This window comes from Candidatus Methanoplasma termitum (assembly GCF_000800805.1).
Lineage (GTDB): Archaea > Thermoplasmatota > Thermoplasmata > Methanomassiliicoccales > Methanomethylophilaceae > Methanoplasma > Methanoplasma termitum.
On sequence record NZ_CP010070.1, the window covers coordinates 1,172,242 to 1,191,963 of the forward strand.

The following is a 19,722-nucleotide window of genomic DNA, read 5'->3' on the forward strand; positions in this document are numbered from 1 at the left end:
ACACACTTAACAAAGGAAATCCGCCATCATTAAAAGTTGGTCTGTGATATTAGTTTACCACAACAGAAAACCACAGACCGTATGTATAAAGGGGCGGCGGGGTTATAAAATAATCGATTTCCGGTGCGTACGGAAGCGGTCCTCTGTTTTGGAGGAGGAACGCATAGATGAAAATAGCGATCGGGATAGATGTGCATAAGGAAAAATGTGCGACGTTTGCAGTGTACGCAGGCAAAGAAGAGCCGAGAAAGAAGAACCTGGATTTTTTGGAAAGATTCAACGCCGATTTCCGGAGATTCCCTTCGGACGCTGCGGGAATGGTCGGACTGACGAACCGCCTTCACGGTCAGGATGCGTATATTCTGATAGAGAATTCGACCAAGTCTCGCGACGTCTATTGGATGCTGACCAATCTCGGGTTCAGAGTGACGGTGGCTCATGCCGCCGACCTGTACAGGATAACCAGGTCCAAAACAAAGAACGATGATAACGACGCTGCTGAACTGGCGGGGTATATGCGCAGGCGGCTGATGAGGGAGATCGAGTTCGCCGTCGCCCATATGCCTTCGCGGGAGGTGCTGGTGCAGAGGGAATTGTGCAGGTTCGATATCAACGACAGGAATGATCTGACCGCTTTGAAAAAACAGATCAGATCCCATCTTCTGATAAGAGGAATGAAGCTGTCCCGCGATTACTCCGACATCACCTGTGTTCTTGCCCTCAGGGAGCTGAAGGCAACGGGAGACCACATTCTCATTCTGGATGCGGCGAAGGCCGAGAGTATCAAAGCGAGAAAGTCTCAGACAGAGAAGATGATCCGATACAGGATGGAAGGCAACAGGATGTTCGATATCGTTTGGTCGGTCCCGGGATTCGGTATCCTATCTGCGGCGTATGTCACGTGCATGGCCGATGATATGACACGTTTCGTGGACGGGCGGGCATTCGCCGCATCTGCCGGAATAACCCCCAAACTTGACGAATCCGCCGACAGACCGAAGAACTGCGGGATCAGCCGCAGAGGGGACCCGGGGCTCAGGAGGCTGTTGTGCCAAGCAACGTTCGTTCACATAAACCATGCGGACTCGTTCATATCCGAGAAATACAAACGTCTGAAGGCCAACGGCAAACATCACAACGAGGCGTTGGTGGCATGTGCGAATTCCATGGCCCGCATGATCTGGGCCATGGTGACCCATGACAGGAAATATTCCGCAGACCCGACAGTGATGGCTGTGACAAGATATCTCGCCGATTCCGACGAGATAGAGGATGAGATGGAGGCAGCGCAGACAGAATGAACATGAACGATCGGGATGCGGTGAAGCACAGCCGGACGGGAAAGGATGTCGGCTTCTTTTTGGCCTTCGTGGTCGCTTAGAAAATCGATACAGTATCGTCGGGCATATCGGGAACGCGGAAATGGCCTTCGGGGCCGGGCAATAAATCGATGATGCGGAACTGCGGGGGACCCGACCGCATGGGTTGATGGATATCACAGACCGATGCCTCCACGGTCGGCATCGGAACATGGGGACAACTTTAGGTTGTTTTTATGGGTACGATCAGCGGATGCGGTAACAACCTTTATCAAAAACTGAGTGGTTTATGTGGTAACAGACCGACTTTTAATGGAATAAATGAAGTAAGAAGCACAGCTACAGAAATAATAAATTATTAAGTAGGGGCTGGCCAGTTAATGGCACGCTCCCTACTTAATCTAACAGGTTTTTAGCCACTCAGCTTGCACGCGTTTCGAATCCATCCAATACCGTTCCAAACCATCCCCAATGATCATAGACTGCCCAGCTCTTACCTTTCGAGTAATAATTGTCGCGCGCACTCACGTAAGAATTCCACATACTCGTCGTTAAGTTTCCGGCAATCCATGATCCAACAGCACCCACAAGTGCCGATATTCCGGCCGTAAACGGTGCAGCTCCATATCCAACTATTGCTGAGGCGGTCGCTATCGAGATGGTTAGGCCAGCTGCTGCAGCTGTCGTCATAACCATCAGGTTGAGACCACTGCTGCCACTGTATTGCCCAAGTTTATCCCAGTGATCGCCAAAAATGCCTCCTGTGATATATTCCATTTCATCACTATCTATATCAACATAACCATTTGGTAATTTGAATCCATTATGGTTATAATCCATAAAACTTGTTTCCATTTTATTTCCTCCTGTTGCTTTTTAACGCAACTAAATATAATAAGATTATAATAGATATTTATATATTGGTATATTGTTTATAGATTATGGAAAACAGAACTGACAGACAAAGTTTCATTGTATTAGCGGCTCTAGTGGGGTCTCTTTTCTCTTGGTTGTTTGTATGGTCATTTATAGGCTCCATATACGTTTTGTCTTTAATGTCCATAGCTTTGTTGACATTGGCAACGATAATGTATAGGCCACGCAACGAGGGCTGGTTTGAAAACTGGGATGGAAGACCACGCCACGCATTTACTTTTGCGTCGGCATTGGGGTTAATCGCTGGGTCAATGAATATATTGTTTTATGACGGTCGAAGTTTTTCTTCATTGTTGTGTGGCATCATTGCTTTTGTGGTGGGCATAGCTACTCTCATAATGTGCATATATGCAAACAATAACTACAGGGTACAAATAGTTAAAAAAAATATCCAATAAATGTATACAATCATCATCAAAAGGCATATTGAAAATGGTTCACACAATAGATATAAAAAATGAAAAGTATTTAGTTACAAAGCAAGTAGTTTTCATGTCTATTGATAATGCGTTCCAGATGGGCACATCAGTAAATACGTTTGCTACAAAGCTAAAAGCATATAGACTATCAGTAACGGGGCCACCCATTATTCGAGGAAGGGTCGATTTCAATGGGGGCGAAGTTCTTATAAAAAAAGACATAATGTTACAATTTGTAGGTAATCCCGTGACTCTTCCAAAGGAGTTCGAATGGAAAGAACATTTAAAGATAGGTCCATGCGTTTATGCACGGTTCCGAGGGAGAGAAGAAAATCTCATTTTTGCCTCTCAGAAAATATCTGTTTATGCATATGAGAATGAGATCGAACTGAAAAAAGAAAGCTATACTGTATATGTTGAAAAAACTAATGTCGCAGTAACAATTGATATTTTCATACCACACGAGGATTGACTCATGGTGATTAAACGTATTCAACACCTTAATGATTTGAAAGACAGCGCATTGTTATATAATAAGAATCCACCAAAATTTATGACAATCATCATATTAGTGATTTTTATTGCTTTGATTATAACTGTTGTAATAGCAGATAATAAACAGAAATCAGAATCCATTCAGAGCATAGGGATTGTTCAATCAGAAAGCAAACAATATGTTATGTCTCCATTTGGTGGAGAGATAGACGAAATCTGTGTTGAAGAAGGTGTGGCGGTCGAGAAAGGCGACATACTAATTATTATTGGTGCAACCGATGAAAAAGCCCAACTGGAACTTTATAAAAATCTTTCGAACTATTACTTTGACATCTTGAAAGGATATTATAAAATGTATGATGCCGTCGATAACTACAACATTAATAATGATGCAGGAGCTGACCTTTACAATAAAAACCCTTTTGATGCAAATTCAGAAAAAATAATGTACATTTCATATCAGAATTTTTTACGTCAAATGGCTGAAGTTACAGATGACGATAATCACTCATTGATGGAGAACAGACAATTGTATTTAGATCAATCATTAATGAGTTGTAATCAAATGATAATGCAATATGAACCAACATATAAACAGACTCTTTATCAGAAAGAATATTATCAGGCCATTATTGATAAGCACACCATTACGGCAGAGACAGATGGCACGGTTCATTTTGAAACAACTCTTGGTACGAGGATGGTAGTATCTGTCGGTACCGTATTGTTTTCTATTTCAAACATGGCTGAAGATAATAGTGCGCTCATAAAGCTCCAAATTCCTGCCGCATATCGCCCACATATATCCATAGGCTATAAAACTCAAATCGAAGTGGCTGGCTATCCAAGTGAAGCATATGGGAAGTTAAACGGCAGAATTACAGAGATATCAAGTGACAGCAATGTAGATTCAAATGGTAACGTGTGGTTCACAGCTTACGTGATTGTAGACGATACAATCATGATTGGAAGGGCAGGAGCTGTCAAAGTTGTCAATGGCATGATGGTTTCAGCCACCATTATTTATGAAAATTCTACTTGGTTGGAGTGGATTCTAAAAGGATTAGGACTATAATGAGAAAGAACATAATCGTTAAACAACACGACTCAACAGATTGTGGTGCTGCAGCACTTGCGATGATATGTTTATATTATGGCAAAGAGGTCACTATTACTGGCCTCAGAGATGCGTGCGGCACGGACATTCTTGGAACAAATGTTGAGGGATTGTGTACAGGGGCAAAGAAACTTGGATTAGACACCAAGCCAATACGCATATCAGATGATGAATTTATAAAAGGAGAATTCACATTGCCAGCAATTTGTCATGTTGTAACGAAGAGTGGTTTCCATCACTATGTCGTACTAACAAAAATAAGCGCTGAGGGTGTGGTTGTTTTAGATCCAGCTCTTGGAAAACGTAAACTCTCACATGAGGAGTTCTCAAAAGAGTTTGACAATATTGTTATTCTAATAAAACCCTCATCTGATTTCAAAGCTTCAAAAGTCGATAAAAAGTCTTTATTTTATAGGCTTATGAGTCTTGTTTTGAATCAAAAATGGTTATTTATTACAACAATAATTGCTGGATTCCTCATCACGGTGTTGGGAATTGTGTCTTCCTTTTTTAATAAGTTTCTTATAGATGAGATACTGCCATTCGGCCTTAAGGATCAACTACTAACTTTGGTGCTAATTTTTATTATAGTTGCTTTAACGAATATTGCATTGGGTGCAATAAGACAACACGTTGTTCTTCACTTGTCACAGAAGATCAGCATACCGCTTATGCTGGGATACTATACACACGTACTGAACCTCCCAATGAAGTTCTTTGGAACAAGGAAAACAGGAGACATCATCACAAGATTCCAAGATGCCGGGACTGTTGTTTCTGTGGTATCTGGAATAATACTGACACTAATACTTGACGTGCTATTTGCAATTGTAACGGGAGTTGTTCTTTATATGATCAATCCATCCTTGTTTGGAGTAATAGTTGTTTTTACTTTGGTCAGTGTGGTTTTAGTGTACATATTCAGGCAACCTTACAAGAAAATCAACCGTGAACAAATGGAAGCCGCCGCATCGTTAAACTCTACAACAATAGAATCGCTAAGGGGGATTGAAACAGTAAAGGGAAATGCTGCCGAAGAAGAAACGATGGAGAAAATTGAAAATCGATTTGTAAGAACATTGCGCATAGCCTACAGAGCGAATGTACTCTCAAATTATCAAGGTATTGTATCCTCGTCGATTTCAATGATCGGTGGCTTGTTGATAATGTGGCTTGGTGCAATGTATGTAATAAGTGGAGATATCACACTTGGAACCCTTATGGCATTTTCATCACTAACTGGATTCTTCATGGGCCCAATAGGTAGGCTAGTCAATGTCCAATTTCAAATTCAAGAAGCTGATATCGCTCTCAGGAGGCTCAGTGAAATACTTGATGTAGAAGAAGAGTGTGAAACACATAAAGGAAAAAGTATTCCCGAAACTTTCTTTGGAAACATCTCCATTGAGAATCTGAGTTTCAGATATGGGTTCAGAAAACCCATTTTGTCTGATGTTTCGATAGAAATAAAAGGTGGCGAAAAAGTAGCTCTCGTGGGGGAGAGTGGTTGTGGAAAGACAACAATTTGTAAAGTCATCATGGGACTCTGGGTTCCTGAAAGCGGAAAGGTGAATATTGCCGGATACGACCTTGAAGAACTTGACATACAATCATATAGAAAAAGAGTGGCATACGTCCGACAAGAAGTTGAATTGTTCAGCGGAACAATAACAGATAACATTCGAGTTTCACTTCCAACAGCCACCGACGATGACATTCGAAGGGCGTGTGAAATGGCAGGTTGTTCAGATTTCATCAGCAGGCTACCTTCAAGATATGAAACTTATCTAGAAGAGGCGGGAGCAAACCTTTCCGGTGGTGAAAGGCAACGCATAGGGTTGGCAAGAGCGTTTGTGAAGAAACCGGAGTTACTGATCCTGGATGAAGCCACCAGTAATCTCGATTTCTTATCTGAAGCAAAAGTTTACGACACGTTATTCAATAAGCTGAAGTGCACCACTATCATCGTTGCGCACAGACTATCTACAATAAGAAGATGTGATAAAATTTTCATGATGGCCAATGGGAAGGTTGCAGAGGCTGGAACTCACGATGAGCTTATTGAAAAGCATGGGTTATACTGGAAGATGTGGAATAGCCAGATAGGGAATGATGTTTCTTCAACAAAAGAAGACAAGCTGAAGAATCAATCGAAAGAAGACGCCATGTATGAAAATGATGATGATTTCATTTCATATGTGTGATGAGAGTGATCAAGGTTTCTGCCTACTGCTAACAGGAAATCACATCAGCATCCCCGAACTTGACATTTCCAGACCAACCCCGAAGTTGTGACTATGCATCTAAACCTGGCCTTGGCGTGTCTTGTTTCCTCCTTACGCCCGGCCAGCACTTCTCCCAGAACGCGTTTTATCATTGAATTCACGGTTTCGGCGATAGCCCTGATGCCGTACGTTGATTTGAGTTCCGTTCCTTCCGTCAGCTCCCTCTTCATCCTGTTCCTGTTGACCCCTCTTGTTCTCGTTCCGTTCCTGAACGTCCTTGCGGGTATGACGGCCTCGGCATCCAGATACTTCCTGACCATCTTGTGGACGTACTCGGCATCGTATCCCTTGTCTGCAACCAACGCCTCGATCCGGAACTCCGCATCGGCGAGTTTTGTCAGAAGGGCCCCATTCTTTTCACGTCGGCGGTCCTTGAGTCGGCGCGGTGTCCGCGGTCAATATCGCTTTCGTATGAACGCATACGGCCAGCGTCAGCTTCGTATACCCTCTGACGACCGCTTCCTCAATGCCGAAGTACTTCAGCTGGAGGATATAATGTTTGGATGCATGCGAAGTCGGCATCCCCGTCGCATCCGCCGCAACGATGACGTCATCGTTGCCGACGATCATCATGCTCTGGGTCGCCAGGATGCGGCCCAATACTCCGGGGTTCAAACGCCCCCTGAATTTGCGGAGGGTCGTCTCTTCGGGAATATCCGATATCCCCGTCGCTTCCGTGACGGTGACAAGCGACGGAAGTATCATAGAGAACTCGGCAAAGGATTTCCCGAGATATTCTTTCACCGCCAATAAGGCCACCTTCGCATGGTCTGAATATGTTCTCTTGCTCTTCTTCGACGAATATTCCAGATATCCCATACCTGAAAGTATCAAGAATGTTGTCCTCACTATACCGGCTAACCTGTCGGCTCTCCGAGCCGTTCCTCTGCATCCCACACTAATCCCATCCTTGGGATGGCCATTCTCTGATCGGATCAGCCATCCCGTGGGAGTGAAATGGTCTTGCCAGCGATAAAAATATAATGCCAAAACAATTCAAGATCGGTCAACAGTATAATTTCCTGAAAGCCTTGACCTACATTTCTTTTATATACAGGCAACACATCGCCAACCCCATGGTAAAGGATAAGATATGTTCCTCCTGTGGAAAGAGGCTTATCGGTCACGGGAACACCACATTCAAATGCCCGAAATGCGGGAACACCGACATCGGAAGATGTGACCAGTGCCGCGACCAGAGCGTATCGTACGAATGTAAAAAATGCGGTTTCATAGGACCTTGAGGTGTGATCATGGGACAGATCGTAGCAGCATATGACCTGATGCCCGAGAGCACGGAAGTGAATCTTGAGGCAGTGGTAAAGAAGATCCGCGGCATAGTCCCGAAGGGAGTGCAGGTCCTTGATCATAAGATCCTGCCCGTCGCATTCGGACTGAAGAAGATCAACATAGGATTCTCGATCAACGATGAGAACGAGACCGCCGGCAGCGACCTCGAGAATGCTCTTTCTTCACTGCCCGGAATAGAGAACATAGAATGCGTATCCAGTACGCTTCTCTGAAAAAAATTCTCAGCCGGCTCCTGCCGGCATAACTCGCTTTTCAGCGAGAATAATTAAAAAAAGAGAAGGTTTCCCTTCTTGTTTATTTCTTACTGCGCTTTTTGGGGGCGGGTGCGGGTGCGCCTGCTGAGTTGAAGGCCAGTTCCGCATCTGCGATGAAGCCTTCCTTCATCAGCTTGTCAGTCATCTCTCTGGATCTCCTGATCATGAAGTCGGCCCTCTCAAAGAGTTCCTGCCTGCTCAGTTTGAGTCTGGCGACACCCTGCTGCTGCGCCTTGAGAGCAACCGCCACCGCTTCCCTCGGGAAGGGCTCGATCTCGCTCATCTTGGGTATGATGTACTCCTCGTGTATTCCCTTCTCTTCGGCGCACTTAGCCAGCTCTTCAGCTGCTGCGATGCACATCTCGTCCGTGATGGTCTTTGCCCTTACGTCGAGGGTACCACGGAATATCGCCGGGAATCCCATTGAGTTGTTGACCTGGTTCGGGAAGTCCGAACGTCCGGTAGCGAATATCTTCACACCATACTCTTTAGCTTCCCAGGGCCACATCTCGGGGATCGGGTTCGCCGTTGCGAACACTACCGGATCGTCGGCCATGCCTTTGATCCACTCTGCGGGTATCGTTCCGGGGCCTGGAGCCGACGCCGCAACGACTATGTCGGCGCCCTTCATCGCCTCTTTTATGCCTCCGGTCTTTCCTGCGCCGTTGGTCTTCTCGCATATCTCCCATTTTTGCTTGAACTTTCCGTTAGCTGCATCTTTGCGGATATCGTCTCTTGAAAGATTCAGTATTCCCTTTGAGTCGCACATAGAGAGTTTTTTCGGGTTGAACCCTGTCGCAAGCAGGAGCCTCGATATCGCAATGGCTGCCGCTCCCGCACCGACAACGCACAGGTTGGACTCGTTGAATTTCTTCCCCACGAGTTTCATTGCGTTTATGGCGGCGGCGACCGTAACGCATGCAGTTCCCTGCTGGTCGTCGTGCCATACCGGGATCTTACAGTCCCTTCTGAGCTCGTCAAGAATATCGAAACATTTCGGGTTAGAGATATCCTCAAGGTTTATACCTCCGAAGGACGGGGCTATCAGCCTTACTGTGTCAATGATCTTTTGCGGGTCTTTGGTGTCAAGACATATCGGCACGCTGTCCACGCCGCCGAGATACTTGAAAAGCATTGATTTTCCTTCCATGACTGGCATTGCGGCCTCCGGCCCTATGTCGCCCAGTCCTAAAACACGCGTTCCGTCCGAAACTACTGCAACAGTGTTCCATTTGCATGTGTGCTCGTACACCAGGTCGGGTTCCTTTGCGATGGCCTTACACGGCTCTGCTACACCTGGAGAATACCAGATCGCAAAGTCATTGAAGGATCTCACGCACGCTTTCGATGTTATCTCGATCTTTCCCCCATAGTACTTGTGTAGGATCATTGCGTCCTGCCCGGGCTTCTTCGCCTTCTCAAGACGCTCTTCTACCGTTATTTCTTCGTCGTTACTCATGCATTTCTCTCCTTTTTTCTACGAGAATCGTAATATGCCTTCGATTTGCAGACAAATTGCCGACACCTGATTACGCTAATCATATATATACCTAATTTACAATCCCCCCTCCTACATGACAAAGGACATCAGGATCACATTGGTAGACGGGTACATAGACGACCCCGCCGCGTTAGGTGTCCCTCCGTACATATCCCCTATGATAAGGGCCATTGCCGGAGCGTCTGTGGATGCGGGTGCAACGGTCGAATATGTTTCGATAGATATGATAAGGAATGGGCGGAAGATCCCCGGCGCAGACGTGAGCGTTGTGCTCTCGGGGAACACTGTGCCAGGCAAGTATATTCGATCCATGCCGATGTCAACGAAAGAACTGATCTCCATAACGCCGAAGCTCAAAGGCTGGAAGCTCATCGGCGGTTCCGCCGCATCTTCTCCTGCGGCCGAAGGTTTTGATTTTTCGATCAAAACGGATCTTGCAGCCTCTCTGTATGACGGCATTATCGGCAAGGAGGTCGGTGAAAGATATCGTACGCTTGACGAATGGAACAGGTGGATGGTCCTCGGCGCAGATTTAGTGAGCCAGCATCAGGATTTTCCGCATCCTTTGGTTGCGGAGATAGAAACGTACAGAGGCTGCCACAGATACAAAAACGGCGGGTGCTCATACTGCATCGAGCCGTTGAAAGGAAAGCCGCTCATGCGCTCCCCCAAGGATATTATCGCAGAAGCAGAGAGACTTGTGTCCGTCGGTGTGAGGAACGTAAGGATCGGGGGGCAGACCTGCATCATATCTTACGGGTCGACGGATGATTCGGATATTCCGACCCCGAACCCACACGCGATACAAGAACTGTTCACCGCTTTGAATGCCCTTGATCTTAACGTCCTTCATGTGGATAATGCTAACCCGGCCGTCATAGCGTCGCACCCTGATGAATCACGAAAGGTCATAGGGACATTGGTAGAATGCTGCACATCAGGCAATGTACTGGCACTGGGCCTTGAATCGGCGGATCCCATAGTTTTCAGAGAGAACAACCTCAACTGCACCTCGGAACAGCTCATCGAATCAGTAAGGATCATCAACGAACTCGGCAGAGAACGCGGGCCGACCGGTCTGCCTAAACTTCTGCCCGGCATCAACATCATCTGCGGCCTCGACGGAGAGACGGCTGGCACATACGCAATGGATCTGAACCTTCTTAAAAAGATACTTGAGGAGGATCTGCTGATAAGACGTATCAACATACGCCAGGTCATGCCGCTCAGAAGGGATTTTCACACTAAGGTCGATAAGAATTCTTTCAAGAAGTTCAAGGAAGCGGTAAGGGAGGAAATCGACCGGGAAATGCTCAGAAGGGTCATACCCGAAGGTAATGTCCTCAAGGATGTTTACATGGAGATCCATGATGGGAACACAACCTTCGGAAGACAGGTCGGCACATACCCGGTGTTGGTTGGGATACCGTACAAAGTTGAGTTGGGATCGTCTCATGATGTTGTTATAATCGATTGGGGCTTCAGATCCGTTACCGGGATAACCACGCCCTTCAACATCAACACGATGCCAATGTCTGCGATAGAGGGGCTCCCGGGAATAGGTAAGAAAAGGGCTGCGAGGATAGTTGTCGGGAGGCCGTATCACTCTATGGATGAACTTGAGGAGGCGATCGGCGATCCTATCGTTTCAGAGAGCCTCGGAAGAGTAATAGAGATCTCTTTTAAATATACTTGCTAAGTCATATATTAAGAAAAAAATTACCTATAGCCAGCGTTTGAAAAATGACTATAACGCTAAGTCAGGGGCCATACATGATCCAGAGGTTCCTTCCTCTCTTAATTTTGAAGTTGTGATTTCTTCTTTGTCCATATGACCCAGCTCCCTACCCCCACCAGAACCAACAGAGTTGCTGTACCTATGACCCACCAGACAACAAAATTGCTGTTGTCACTGACTCTGTTTGCATCATCACCGGGGATGTGGAAATACAGATCTATGTGCAGAGGAACGCTGTCATCCTTGAAGGTCAACGATGGGGTCGCCTCTATGTTTGGGGTCTCCCATTTAGAGAATTCAAAGCCGTCGGCCGCAACGGCTCTGACAGTGATATCCGACCCCTCCGGAATCGCTACCGCTCCTCTGAACCTAACGAAGTCACCGCCGTTCACGCTGTATTCTGCATATCCGTTCCCTCCTGCGATGTCTATCCTTAAAGTGACCTCGCTTATTGAAACGGCTATTGTCTTCACCTCAATTGTGTGATTGGAGACAACATTGGTGAAGGTATATGATCCGCTGTCGATCTCCGCTTGTGAAAGGGAATACACACCGTCTATCAACACTTCGGATATCATAAAGCCGTCGATCGCTGTAAAAAAGACCGTTTGATTATCGCCCCCTATGGCCGATATCCTTCCGCTCGGAGTTATGATCGATCCGTTGCCGGGGAGTATGGTGGTATAGTAGGTATTCGGTTCGGCCAACGGACTCTTTTGTTCGAATACTGCCGTGATCGTATCACTGCCCGTAATAGTATATGTGACGGGGGTTTGATTATCTATCTTCCCGCCGATCCTGGCAAAACTGACAAAGTTCCATCCTGATATCTCTGTTGCGGTGAATTTTACCGCTGTTGTTCCGAACGGTACTGATAGGACCCACGAACCCGGGCCAGTGAACGTCGATGTCCCGGCTTCGACCTTTCCTGTTCCGACAATGGTCAGAGAATAAGTTAATGGAACAGCATAGACCGCAGTTATTAGTGTGTCACCGTTTACCGGCACAAATAACGATACTTCTCCGCTCGGCATATCGTATGTGAAATCGTTATCTGCTGCAAGCGGCGCTTTGCCCATGGTCAACTCGACGCTTGTGGGCAAGTCTGTGCCGGGTGCTGTCATAAGCGTCATCGGATACGGAGGGATCGCACTGTAGACCAATTTGTCCGGGTCGACTGTCGCGACGGCGGGGTCACCCTCCGGGACGAACCCCGTGTCTACAGTTAATTCGTTTCCGTCTGCGGTTACCGTTGCGAGCACGTACAATACATTGGGGTCTGATTCCACCGCCCCGCCGAGTCCCGGCGGTGTAACTACCGCCCGGTACATCGTCCCGCTGTCTGTGTCGATCATCGGAGACAGGGAATATCTTGGGCCGTTAGCGCCGGGTATGTCCGTCCAGATTATTGCCGACCCGCCCGCAGGCAGAGTTGCAACTTGCCATTGATAGTGGACCGTCTGCCCCGTAGCCGGAGCCGACGTCGGTGAGACCATGAATGCCGCCGCGCCGTCCAAAAGCTGATACTGAGCATATTGCGGGTCTGCTTGGCCATAGTAGTTCCGGTCAATGGATATGTTCATTCCGGCGTTGAACGGATTAGGATCAAGAGAAACAGACTGAACAAAGGCCTGCAATATAGGATATCCTTCGTTGGTACCGCCAATTATGGTCCATATGCCCATGAAATCCCACCCGGGGCCCGCTCCGAGCATCCCGGTGAAATATGTTGAGTTGGAGTTGCCTGCGTTCGCATCATCCAACGACGGCGTCATAAGTGCCGACGCTGCCGTCTTCACACCGGAATGCTGTTCCGCCGGCACTGTACCGGCGGTCTCGTAGACAATATTGCCGTCTCCGTTGCCGGATATTGCGTCGGCGGCCAAGCCGCCATTTTTGAACAGTTGTTTTTCAAGATAGTAGCAAAGTCTGACGTATATCTGACTTCCCGCTTCGCCGATCAATCCTCCGACATCCAGAGGATTGGAACCGTTTGCACTTACTTTGCCTTTATTGTAACATTTGAACAGTGTGAGAGCAGAAGAGCCTGTGGCGCCGCCGACTATGCCTCCCACGTCACGGAAGTTCGGTCCGGCTGTCATGGTGACATCTATTCCGCCTGCGTTATAGCAGTTCACTACCTCCGCGGACGCTACATCAACTTCTCCTATGATCCCTCCGGCAAATACGTTAAATGCAGACAAAGCATTGATCTCGCCGTCGTTGTAACACTCCTGAACAGACACCAATCTGGCACTATCGCCTGTTGTCTCACCTATGATGCCGCCTATCTGGGTAGATCCGACGCTCCCGCTCGTTGTGAACATCGCTTTCAGTGAACCATCGTTATAACATTTGGTGATATTGTATGATGACCCTGCCGGGGCCGGAGAGCCGGTCGTGTTGTAGAACCCCACTATGCCGCCGACGCGCGCATCGTAGCCGTTGCATTCTCCGTTGATCTCGCCTTGGCTTGAGTTGTAGGAGTTGGTAATTAAGAGTGTGGCTACTCCCGGATTTACCTGACCGGCAATGCCTCCGACAGAAATTGGGACATTGGTCGGATAAACATTCGAAAGTGCGCTTACCGGACCGGCGTTGTGGCAGCCGTCTATAGTTGTGTAATTGGATCTGCCGATTATGCCTCCGGCATTGACATTGTTACCGACTGCTGTCAACGCCGCTATCCTGCCGATGTTCCAAGACCTTAGGATCGATGATGAGTTTGTTGTTGAACCGAAAGTGTCGTCCGCACCCGCAATACCTCCTGCGTGTGCCATGTTGGCGTCGTTAAAAACAATCGCCGTCGCATATACCGTACGGGAATTGTAACAGTCTGTTATGTTTGTATTGTTTGTTGCCTGGCCAACTACGCCTCCCGCATATGCCAGTGTTGGAGACATTGCAGCCGAATATCCCGACCCGCTCCTGTCAAGTGTGATGCCCAGATCCTGTATCGTTGCACCATCGGTTTGAGCAAAGAGGCCGGAATAGGCCGCTCCGGCGTCGTTATAAGCTGCCGTCTTCAATCCATATATAGCATATCCGTTTCCATCGAACTTTCCTGTGAATGGCGATGCTGTACCGACCGGAGTGAAATTACCATTGCTGTCGAAGGTTGCATTCAGAGGTGTGCTTGCGTCGAAGAATGTCGACCACGCAAAATTGCCATCGGAGGTTGTGCCTCCGAGCATAAGATCATATGTACAAGGAATGACGTCTTTGATCGCTACTGTGCCTCCAGCTGCGCTGCTGCTCATTCCGGTGTCGATGATCGCATACAATGAAGTTACGGTCACGGCCGCATCGGTTGATGAAACTGTCACGGTCAGAACATTGCCTGACAGTGCCGCCTCGACAGACATCGGCACACCGCCGTTCAGATCTTCAGTGATGAATATGTCGTTTGTCAGACAGTAAGACGCGTCTATACTCCACGTGAATCCGCCGTAAACATCCCCTGTACCTACTCTTGCAAGGTCCCATTGAGTGCTTACGGGTATGTTGTCAGTTCCTGCACCGCTCATACTGTTTTGTCCGACTAACCCGACGGGTATGATCGTCACAGCCACCAAGACCACTATTGTTAACAACAGCGCCGATCTGAAACTCCCCATAACGTTTGCCCCACTGTATTAGTTCCCACGTATTATATAATATATAAAATCTATTTTATTATATGTAACTATTGTAGGAGATTAAGCTGAAGAATTATGCACAAGTAGACTTTTTTTCTCGGCATGCCCGGATCTTTACACAAATTGGCCACCATACCAAGAGAACTTCTTATTGCAGAATCGTAGGATTGCCGACTCGCATCGGATGGTCTCATTTTTTAAGTTTGTCTGGGTATTGAAAAATGACAATAATGGGTTTGTTAAAGGTGTTTATTGCCTGTTCTCCACAGTTTAGAAGTTACTGTTTCTCCTCCTCTTCTTCCTTCTTCCTTCTCTTGGCGGCTACTGCGAACCACCAGATCAGGAGGGCGATGATTATCAGCAATACTATTGCAATGAGGATCCAGAGCAGAAGCGAGAGATCGAGACCGACCCTGCTGGTATCAGAATCCGGAGCGAAGTGCAACTTCAGGCTTATGGATGAGGACGCATTGTCGAATGACAGCGCAGGTATCCTTGCCACTGATGACGGCTCCCAACTGTCGAAGTGGTATCCGCCTTCTGCTACTGCCCTCACATTCACATCCGAGCCGGCACTGAATGTGACCGGGATAGTGTATTTTGCGAATGCGGAACCGTCAATGCTGTACTCGGCCACTCCGCGATCCTTCTCCACGACGTCAATAGTCAGCGTGACGCTGTTATTCAGTGCCACTGCAGATATCACATCGATGGTGTGATTCATATTCACACTGTAGAATGTGTATGAACCGCTTGAGACCTGCGCTTGGTCGATGGGCCTTCCGTCTACTATGACGGAGGTTATTGTGTATCCTTCGTTTGCATAGAAGCGGAACGTCTTATCGATGCCGCCGGGTACCTCCACCTTGCCGCTCGGCGAGATGTTCGAGTTACCGTCAGCTGTCGCTGTGATATAGTACACCTTAACATTGATCTCGAAATACGCAGTGAATGTCTTGTTCGCAGATTGCGGACCGATATTCCTTGTTGCATTCTTGGAGCCATCCTCCCATGACATGAAGGAGTATTCTCCGGTCCTTGTCGTGTTTACGGTGAAGCTGTCGGTCTTGTTCACAAGGAACGGACTGGAATACGGCATCACTGTTGTCATTCCCGGCAGGGACCATGTGAACGTTCCCGCACCGGCCGGACTTGCCACCAGAGTTATCTCAGCTATCTTTGTCGGATCCGTGGACAGGAAATATGCAGTCAATGTGACATTGCTTGACATCGTCACCGTCCTCGGGTTGTCGGTCTTGGCGTCGTTCCACCACCTGAATGTGTAGTCTGGATCAGTAGGTATCTGGATCTGCACGACCGTGTTCGGGTTGAGCTTCACAGGCCCGGTGTAGTTCATCCAGCTCGCTCCGCCATCGACGGAGTACTGGAATGAACCCGCTCCAACAGGATATGAATTCAGGGTCAATGTATATGCGTTTGGCGCCAGGAAGTAGGCAGTGAACGTTACATTCGCCGCCTGCGGTCCGACATGCCTTGTTGTGCTCGTCGAAGCATCCTCCCAGTACTGGAAGGTATATCCGGTCTTGGCTGTAGTTATCACGGTCAGATCGTCGACCTTGTTCACCTTGAATGGTGCCGAGTAGGTCTGATTAACGGTCATTCCCGGCAGGGACCATGTGAATGTTCCTGCGCCGGCCGGATCCGTTGTCAGAGTTACGGTCACTGTGTCGCTTCCGAGGAAGTAGGCAATGAACGTTACATTCGTCGCCTGCGGTCCGACATGCCTTGTTGCGCTCAACGAAGCATCCTCCCAGAACCTGAAGGTGTATCCTGTCGCTTGGGCAGTTATCACAGTCAGATCGTCGGTCTTGTTCACAAGGAACGGTGCCGAGTATGTCTGAGCTACAGTCATTCCGGGCAGAGACCATGTGAATGTTCCTGCGCCGGTCGGGCTTGCCGTCAGAGTTATCTCAGATATCTTTGTCGGATCCGTTGACAGGAAGTATGCTGTCAACGTAGTGTTCGCAGACATTGTGACTGTCTTCGGATTGTCGGTCGTGCTGTCATTCCAGAACCTGAACACATAGTCTGCTGCAGGGGTGGTCTGAACCTCTACAACCGAACCGGTGTTGAAAGACACTGTTCCGGTGTAACTGATCCAAGCTGTTGTACCAGCGAGTCTGTACTCAAATGTGCCTCCTTCTCCGGGATACGAATTCAGTGTAAGTGTCACCGTTCCACTGTTGGACAGATAGTACGCCGTATATGTCGTAGCACCGGTCACAGTATTGGCGGTTATCGTGCGCGGGTTGTCTGTCGAGGTGTTGTCCATCCAATACTTGAATGTATATCCGCTGACAGACGGTGCAGTCATTGCAAAGTCTGCCGCCTTGAGTATTGCAAACACTCTTCCATTCCCGGTCGCAGGCAATACGCTTAGCAAGGCCTTACTGTTCTGGTTGACAATGAAGACGGGGTTCAACGTGTCAGGTGATGCGTTGATCGTTACCAGTGCCTGCGTCAACGGGTCATAGTAAATCGCGGTCAATGTAGTTCCTGGAGCACTTACTTGTGCTACAAGGTCGGCGACGCCCATTATCTTTCCTTCCCATCCGAGCAGTGTGTAGACAACGCTCGTTGATGATGTGGCTGAGGTCGGTGCGGTCGCTGTGAAGTCCTTGTTCATTTCAACGGCGAAGTCCCTTCCGCTTACCTGGTTGAGGGTGAAGGGTATCGAGGCCGAGTCCTGCGTCACTGTGAACGCCGGGGACAGCGAGCTCGGATCCGCCTTCAGCGTGACCAGCGCATGCGTTGCCGTGTTGTAGTATAACGCAACGTGGGTCACCGTCGGCTGTGTGGTACCGGGCATTGCCGCGATAGCTACCGACGACGTTCCGCCTTCCCATCCCTGCAGCGCATATCCCGTGACCATCGGTGCCAACAGGGCATACGGCGAGTTCATCGGTACAACGAACTGCCTGCCTCCGCCGGCAACCTTCACTGACGGAAGATCCGTGCCTGCGACGCTCAGCGTAAAGTCCGGGTCTATGGCCGTGATGTTTGCCTTGAGGGTTATCAAGGAGTATGTCGAGTTGTAGTAGATCGCGGTGTACGTTGTTGCCGTTGCGACCTGCTTGGTTATCGACGTTGTTCCGGACAATTCTCCAGCCCACCCGAGCAAGGTGTATCCGCTCAATGGGGAAGCCGTTGCCGTGAAGTCGGTGTTCTTCAGGACTGCGAAGTCCCTTCCGCCTGCTGTGTTTATGGTGTAGAGCACAGGGTTGCTGTTCTGGCTCAGTGTGAGCTCCGGAGATATGCCGGCGATGTTCGCCTGCAGAGTAACGATCACGGTCGTTGTCGCGTTGTAGTACAGGGCTGTGAACGTCTTTGCCGCTGCGACCTGTGTGGTCATAGCCGCAACGCCTGATGCTCCTCCCGCCCATCCCTGGAAGACGTATCCGCTCGCAGGGGGTGCGGTGATCGTGAAGTCCACGTTCTTGGTGACGGCGAAGTCCATTCCGCCAGCCGGGTTAACGGTGTACGGAACGTTGCCGCTCTGGCTCAGCGTGAACAACGGGTTGATCGTTGACGGGCTTGATACAAGCGTGACGATTACCTTTGCGCTCGCGTCGTAGTAGAGTGCGGTGAACGTCGTTGCCGTCGATACCTGCTTTGTCAGTGTTGCCGTTCCCGACGGTTCTCCGGACCAACCCTGTAATGTGTACACAGGAGATGTTCCGGATGTCGTCGGCGCGGTCGCCGTGAAGTCTACGCCCTTTGTGACGGCGAAGTCCATTCCGCCCGCCGGGTTAACGGTGTACGGAACGTTGCCGCCCTGGCTCAGTGTGAACGCGGGGTTTGCCGCGGTCGGGCTTGATACAAGCGTGACCAGGACCTGTGCGTTCGCATCGTAGTACAGGGCTGTGAACGTCTTTGCCGCTGCGACCTGTGTGGTCAGCGTTGCCGTTCCTGAAGGCATTCCGGACCATCCCTGCAAGGTGTAGATTCCGGATGACATCGGTGCTGTTGCCGTGAAGTTAGTATTCTTGGTGACGGCGAAGTCCATTCCGCCCGCCGGGTTAACGGTGTACGGTACGGAGTTCGAGGCCTGCGTCATTGTGAACGCGGGGTTTGCCGCGGTCGGGCTTGATACAAGCGTTACGATTACCTTTGCGCTCGCGTCGTAGTAGAGTGCGGTGTATGTCGTGTTGCCTATTATCAGTCCCTTCTCCACTGTGGCGACTCCAGACGCCTCTCCGGACCAACCCTGTAACGTGTACACAGGAGATGTTCCGGCCGTCGTCGGCGCGGTGATCTCGAACTTCATCGTCGGGTCGACAGAGAATCTCCATTCTCCGGTAGAGAAGTCACCTGCTACAGGCGATCCTCCCTGCGTGAGGGTGAACGCCGGAGATAATCCGGTGATGTTGGATACCAACGTAACGAATACGTATCCATCCAACTTGTACTGTGCCACATATGTTGTGGGTCCTGCGACTCCGGCCGTTATGGTCTCGGTCAGGTTCGTTCCGACCTCTGTTCCGCCCTTTGTCCAGTTGACGAAGGTGTATGCTCCTTCCGTCTGCGTGGCGGTGATCGAGAAACTTGCTCCCTTTGCCACGATGAAGTCCCTTCCGCTTCCGTTCGTTGTGTACGGAACGTTGCCGCCCTGGTTCAGTGTGAACGCCGGAGTGATTGCTGTCGGGTCCGGCATAAGCGTTACTATCGCCTGCGTCAGCGGGTCGTAA

The 19,722-nt window shown here is 48.8% G+C and carries 13 protein-coding genes; 7 read left to right on the forward strand and 6 right to left on the reverse strand.

Going from position 1 to position 19,722, the window contains the following annotated elements:
* Positions 1–167: 167 nt before the first annotated feature.
* Positions 168–1,301 carry an IS110 family RNA-guided transposase gene (locus Mpt1_RS07330; protein WP_052399312.1) on the forward strand — a complete coding sequence of 378 codons (1,134 nt, stop codon included), beginning with the start codon at positions 168–170 and terminating at the stop codon, positions 1,299–1,301.
* Between the two features lie 438 nt (positions 1,302–1,739).
* On the opposite strand, the gene Mpt1_RS05785 is transcribed toward Mpt1_RS07330, so the two are convergent.
* Positions 1,740–2,174 carry a hypothetical protein gene (locus Mpt1_RS05785; protein WP_048113024.1) on the reverse strand — a complete coding sequence of 145 codons (435 nt, stop codon included), beginning with the start codon at positions 2,172–2,174 and terminating at the stop codon, positions 1,740–1,742.
* A gap of 513 nt (positions 2,175–2,687) precedes the next feature.
* Between Mpt1_RS05785 and Mpt1_RS05795 the strand changes: the two genes are divergently transcribed.
* The 3 genes from Mpt1_RS05795 to Mpt1_RS05805 are packed head-to-tail and all read left to right on the forward strand — an operon-like array spanning position 2,688 to position 6,490.
* A complete protein-coding gene (locus tag Mpt1_RS05795) occupies positions 2,688–3,146 on the forward strand; it encodes a hypothetical protein (protein ID WP_048113028.1) in 459 nt (152 codons plus the stop codon).
* A gap of 3 nt (positions 3,147–3,149) precedes the next feature.
* Complete coding sequence (locus Mpt1_RS05800) at positions 3,150–4,244, forward strand: HlyD family secretion protein (protein WP_048113031.1); 1,095 nt, start codon at positions 3,150–3,152, stop codon at positions 4,242–4,244.
* Entirely contained in the window at positions 4,244–6,490 is a 2,247-nt protein-coding gene (locus Mpt1_RS05805) for a peptidase domain-containing ABC transporter (RefSeq protein ID WP_048113033.1), read from the forward strand. Before Mpt1_RS05800 ends, Mpt1_RS05805 begins: the two co-directional genes overlap by 1 nt.
* Positions 6,491–6,534: 44 nt before the next feature.
* Here Mpt1_RS05805 and Mpt1_RS05810 read toward each other — a convergent pair whose 3' ends face one another.
* Complete coding sequence (locus Mpt1_RS05810; RefSeq protein ID WP_338140314.1) at positions 6,535–6,912, reverse strand: transposase; 378 nt, start codon at positions 6,910–6,912, stop codon at positions 6,535–6,537.
* 16 nt (positions 6,913–6,928) lie between these two features.
* Positions 6,929–7,468: a hypothetical protein gene (locus tag Mpt1_RS05815; protein WP_148305848.1), complete on the reverse strand. Its 540-nt coding sequence runs from the start codon at positions 7,466–7,468 to the stop codon at positions 6,929–6,931.
* Positions 7,469–7,647: 179 nt separating this feature from the next.
* Here Mpt1_RS05815 and Mpt1_RS07480 point away from each other — a divergent pair, with 179 nt between their 5' ends.
* Together Mpt1_RS07480 and Mpt1_RS05825 are read left to right on the forward strand one after the other, a co-directional pair.
* On the forward strand, positions 7,648–7,815 hold the full coding sequence (locus Mpt1_RS07480) for a zinc finger domain-containing protein (protein ID WP_048113940.1): 168 nt from the start codon (positions 7,648–7,650) through the stop codon (positions 7,813–7,815).
* A 9-nt stretch (positions 7,816–7,824) separates the two neighbouring features.
* Positions 7,825–8,094, forward strand: a complete 270-nt coding sequence (locus Mpt1_RS05825; RefSeq protein WP_048113038.1) for an elongation factor 1-beta — start codon at positions 7,825–7,827, stop codon at positions 8,092–8,094.
* An 82-nt stretch (positions 8,095–8,176) separates the two neighbouring features.
* Here the strand turns inward: Mpt1_RS05825 and Mpt1_RS05830 are convergent, their stop codons facing one another.
* Complete coding sequence (locus Mpt1_RS05830; RefSeq protein ID WP_048113040.1) at positions 8,177–9,595, reverse strand: NAD(P)-dependent malic enzyme; 1,419 nt, start codon at positions 9,593–9,595, stop codon at positions 8,177–8,179.
* A 115-nt stretch (positions 9,596–9,710) separates the two neighbouring features.
* Between Mpt1_RS05830 and Mpt1_RS05835 the strand changes: the two genes are divergently transcribed.
* Positions 9,711–11,336: a radical SAM protein gene (locus tag Mpt1_RS05835; protein ID WP_048113042.1), complete on the forward strand. Its 1,626-nt coding sequence runs from the start codon at positions 9,711–9,713 to the stop codon at positions 11,334–11,336.
* Positions 11,337–11,434: 98 nt separating this feature from the next.
* On the opposite strand, the gene Mpt1_RS05840 is transcribed toward Mpt1_RS05835, so the two are convergent.
* Together Mpt1_RS05840 and Mpt1_RS07825 are read right to left on the reverse strand one after the other, a co-directional pair.
* Entirely contained in the window at positions 11,435–14,992 is a 3,558-nt protein-coding gene (locus tag Mpt1_RS05840; RefSeq protein WP_048113044.1) for an InlB B-repeat-containing protein, read from the reverse strand.
* A gap of 298 nt (positions 14,993–15,290) precedes the next feature.
* Positions 15,291–19,688 (reverse strand): InlB B-repeat-containing protein, encoded by a 4,398-nt coding sequence (locus Mpt1_RS07825; RefSeq protein WP_320408617.1) that lies wholly within the window; start codon positions 19,686–19,688, stop codon positions 15,291–15,293.
* Between the last annotated feature and the right edge of the window lie 34 nt (positions 19,689–19,722).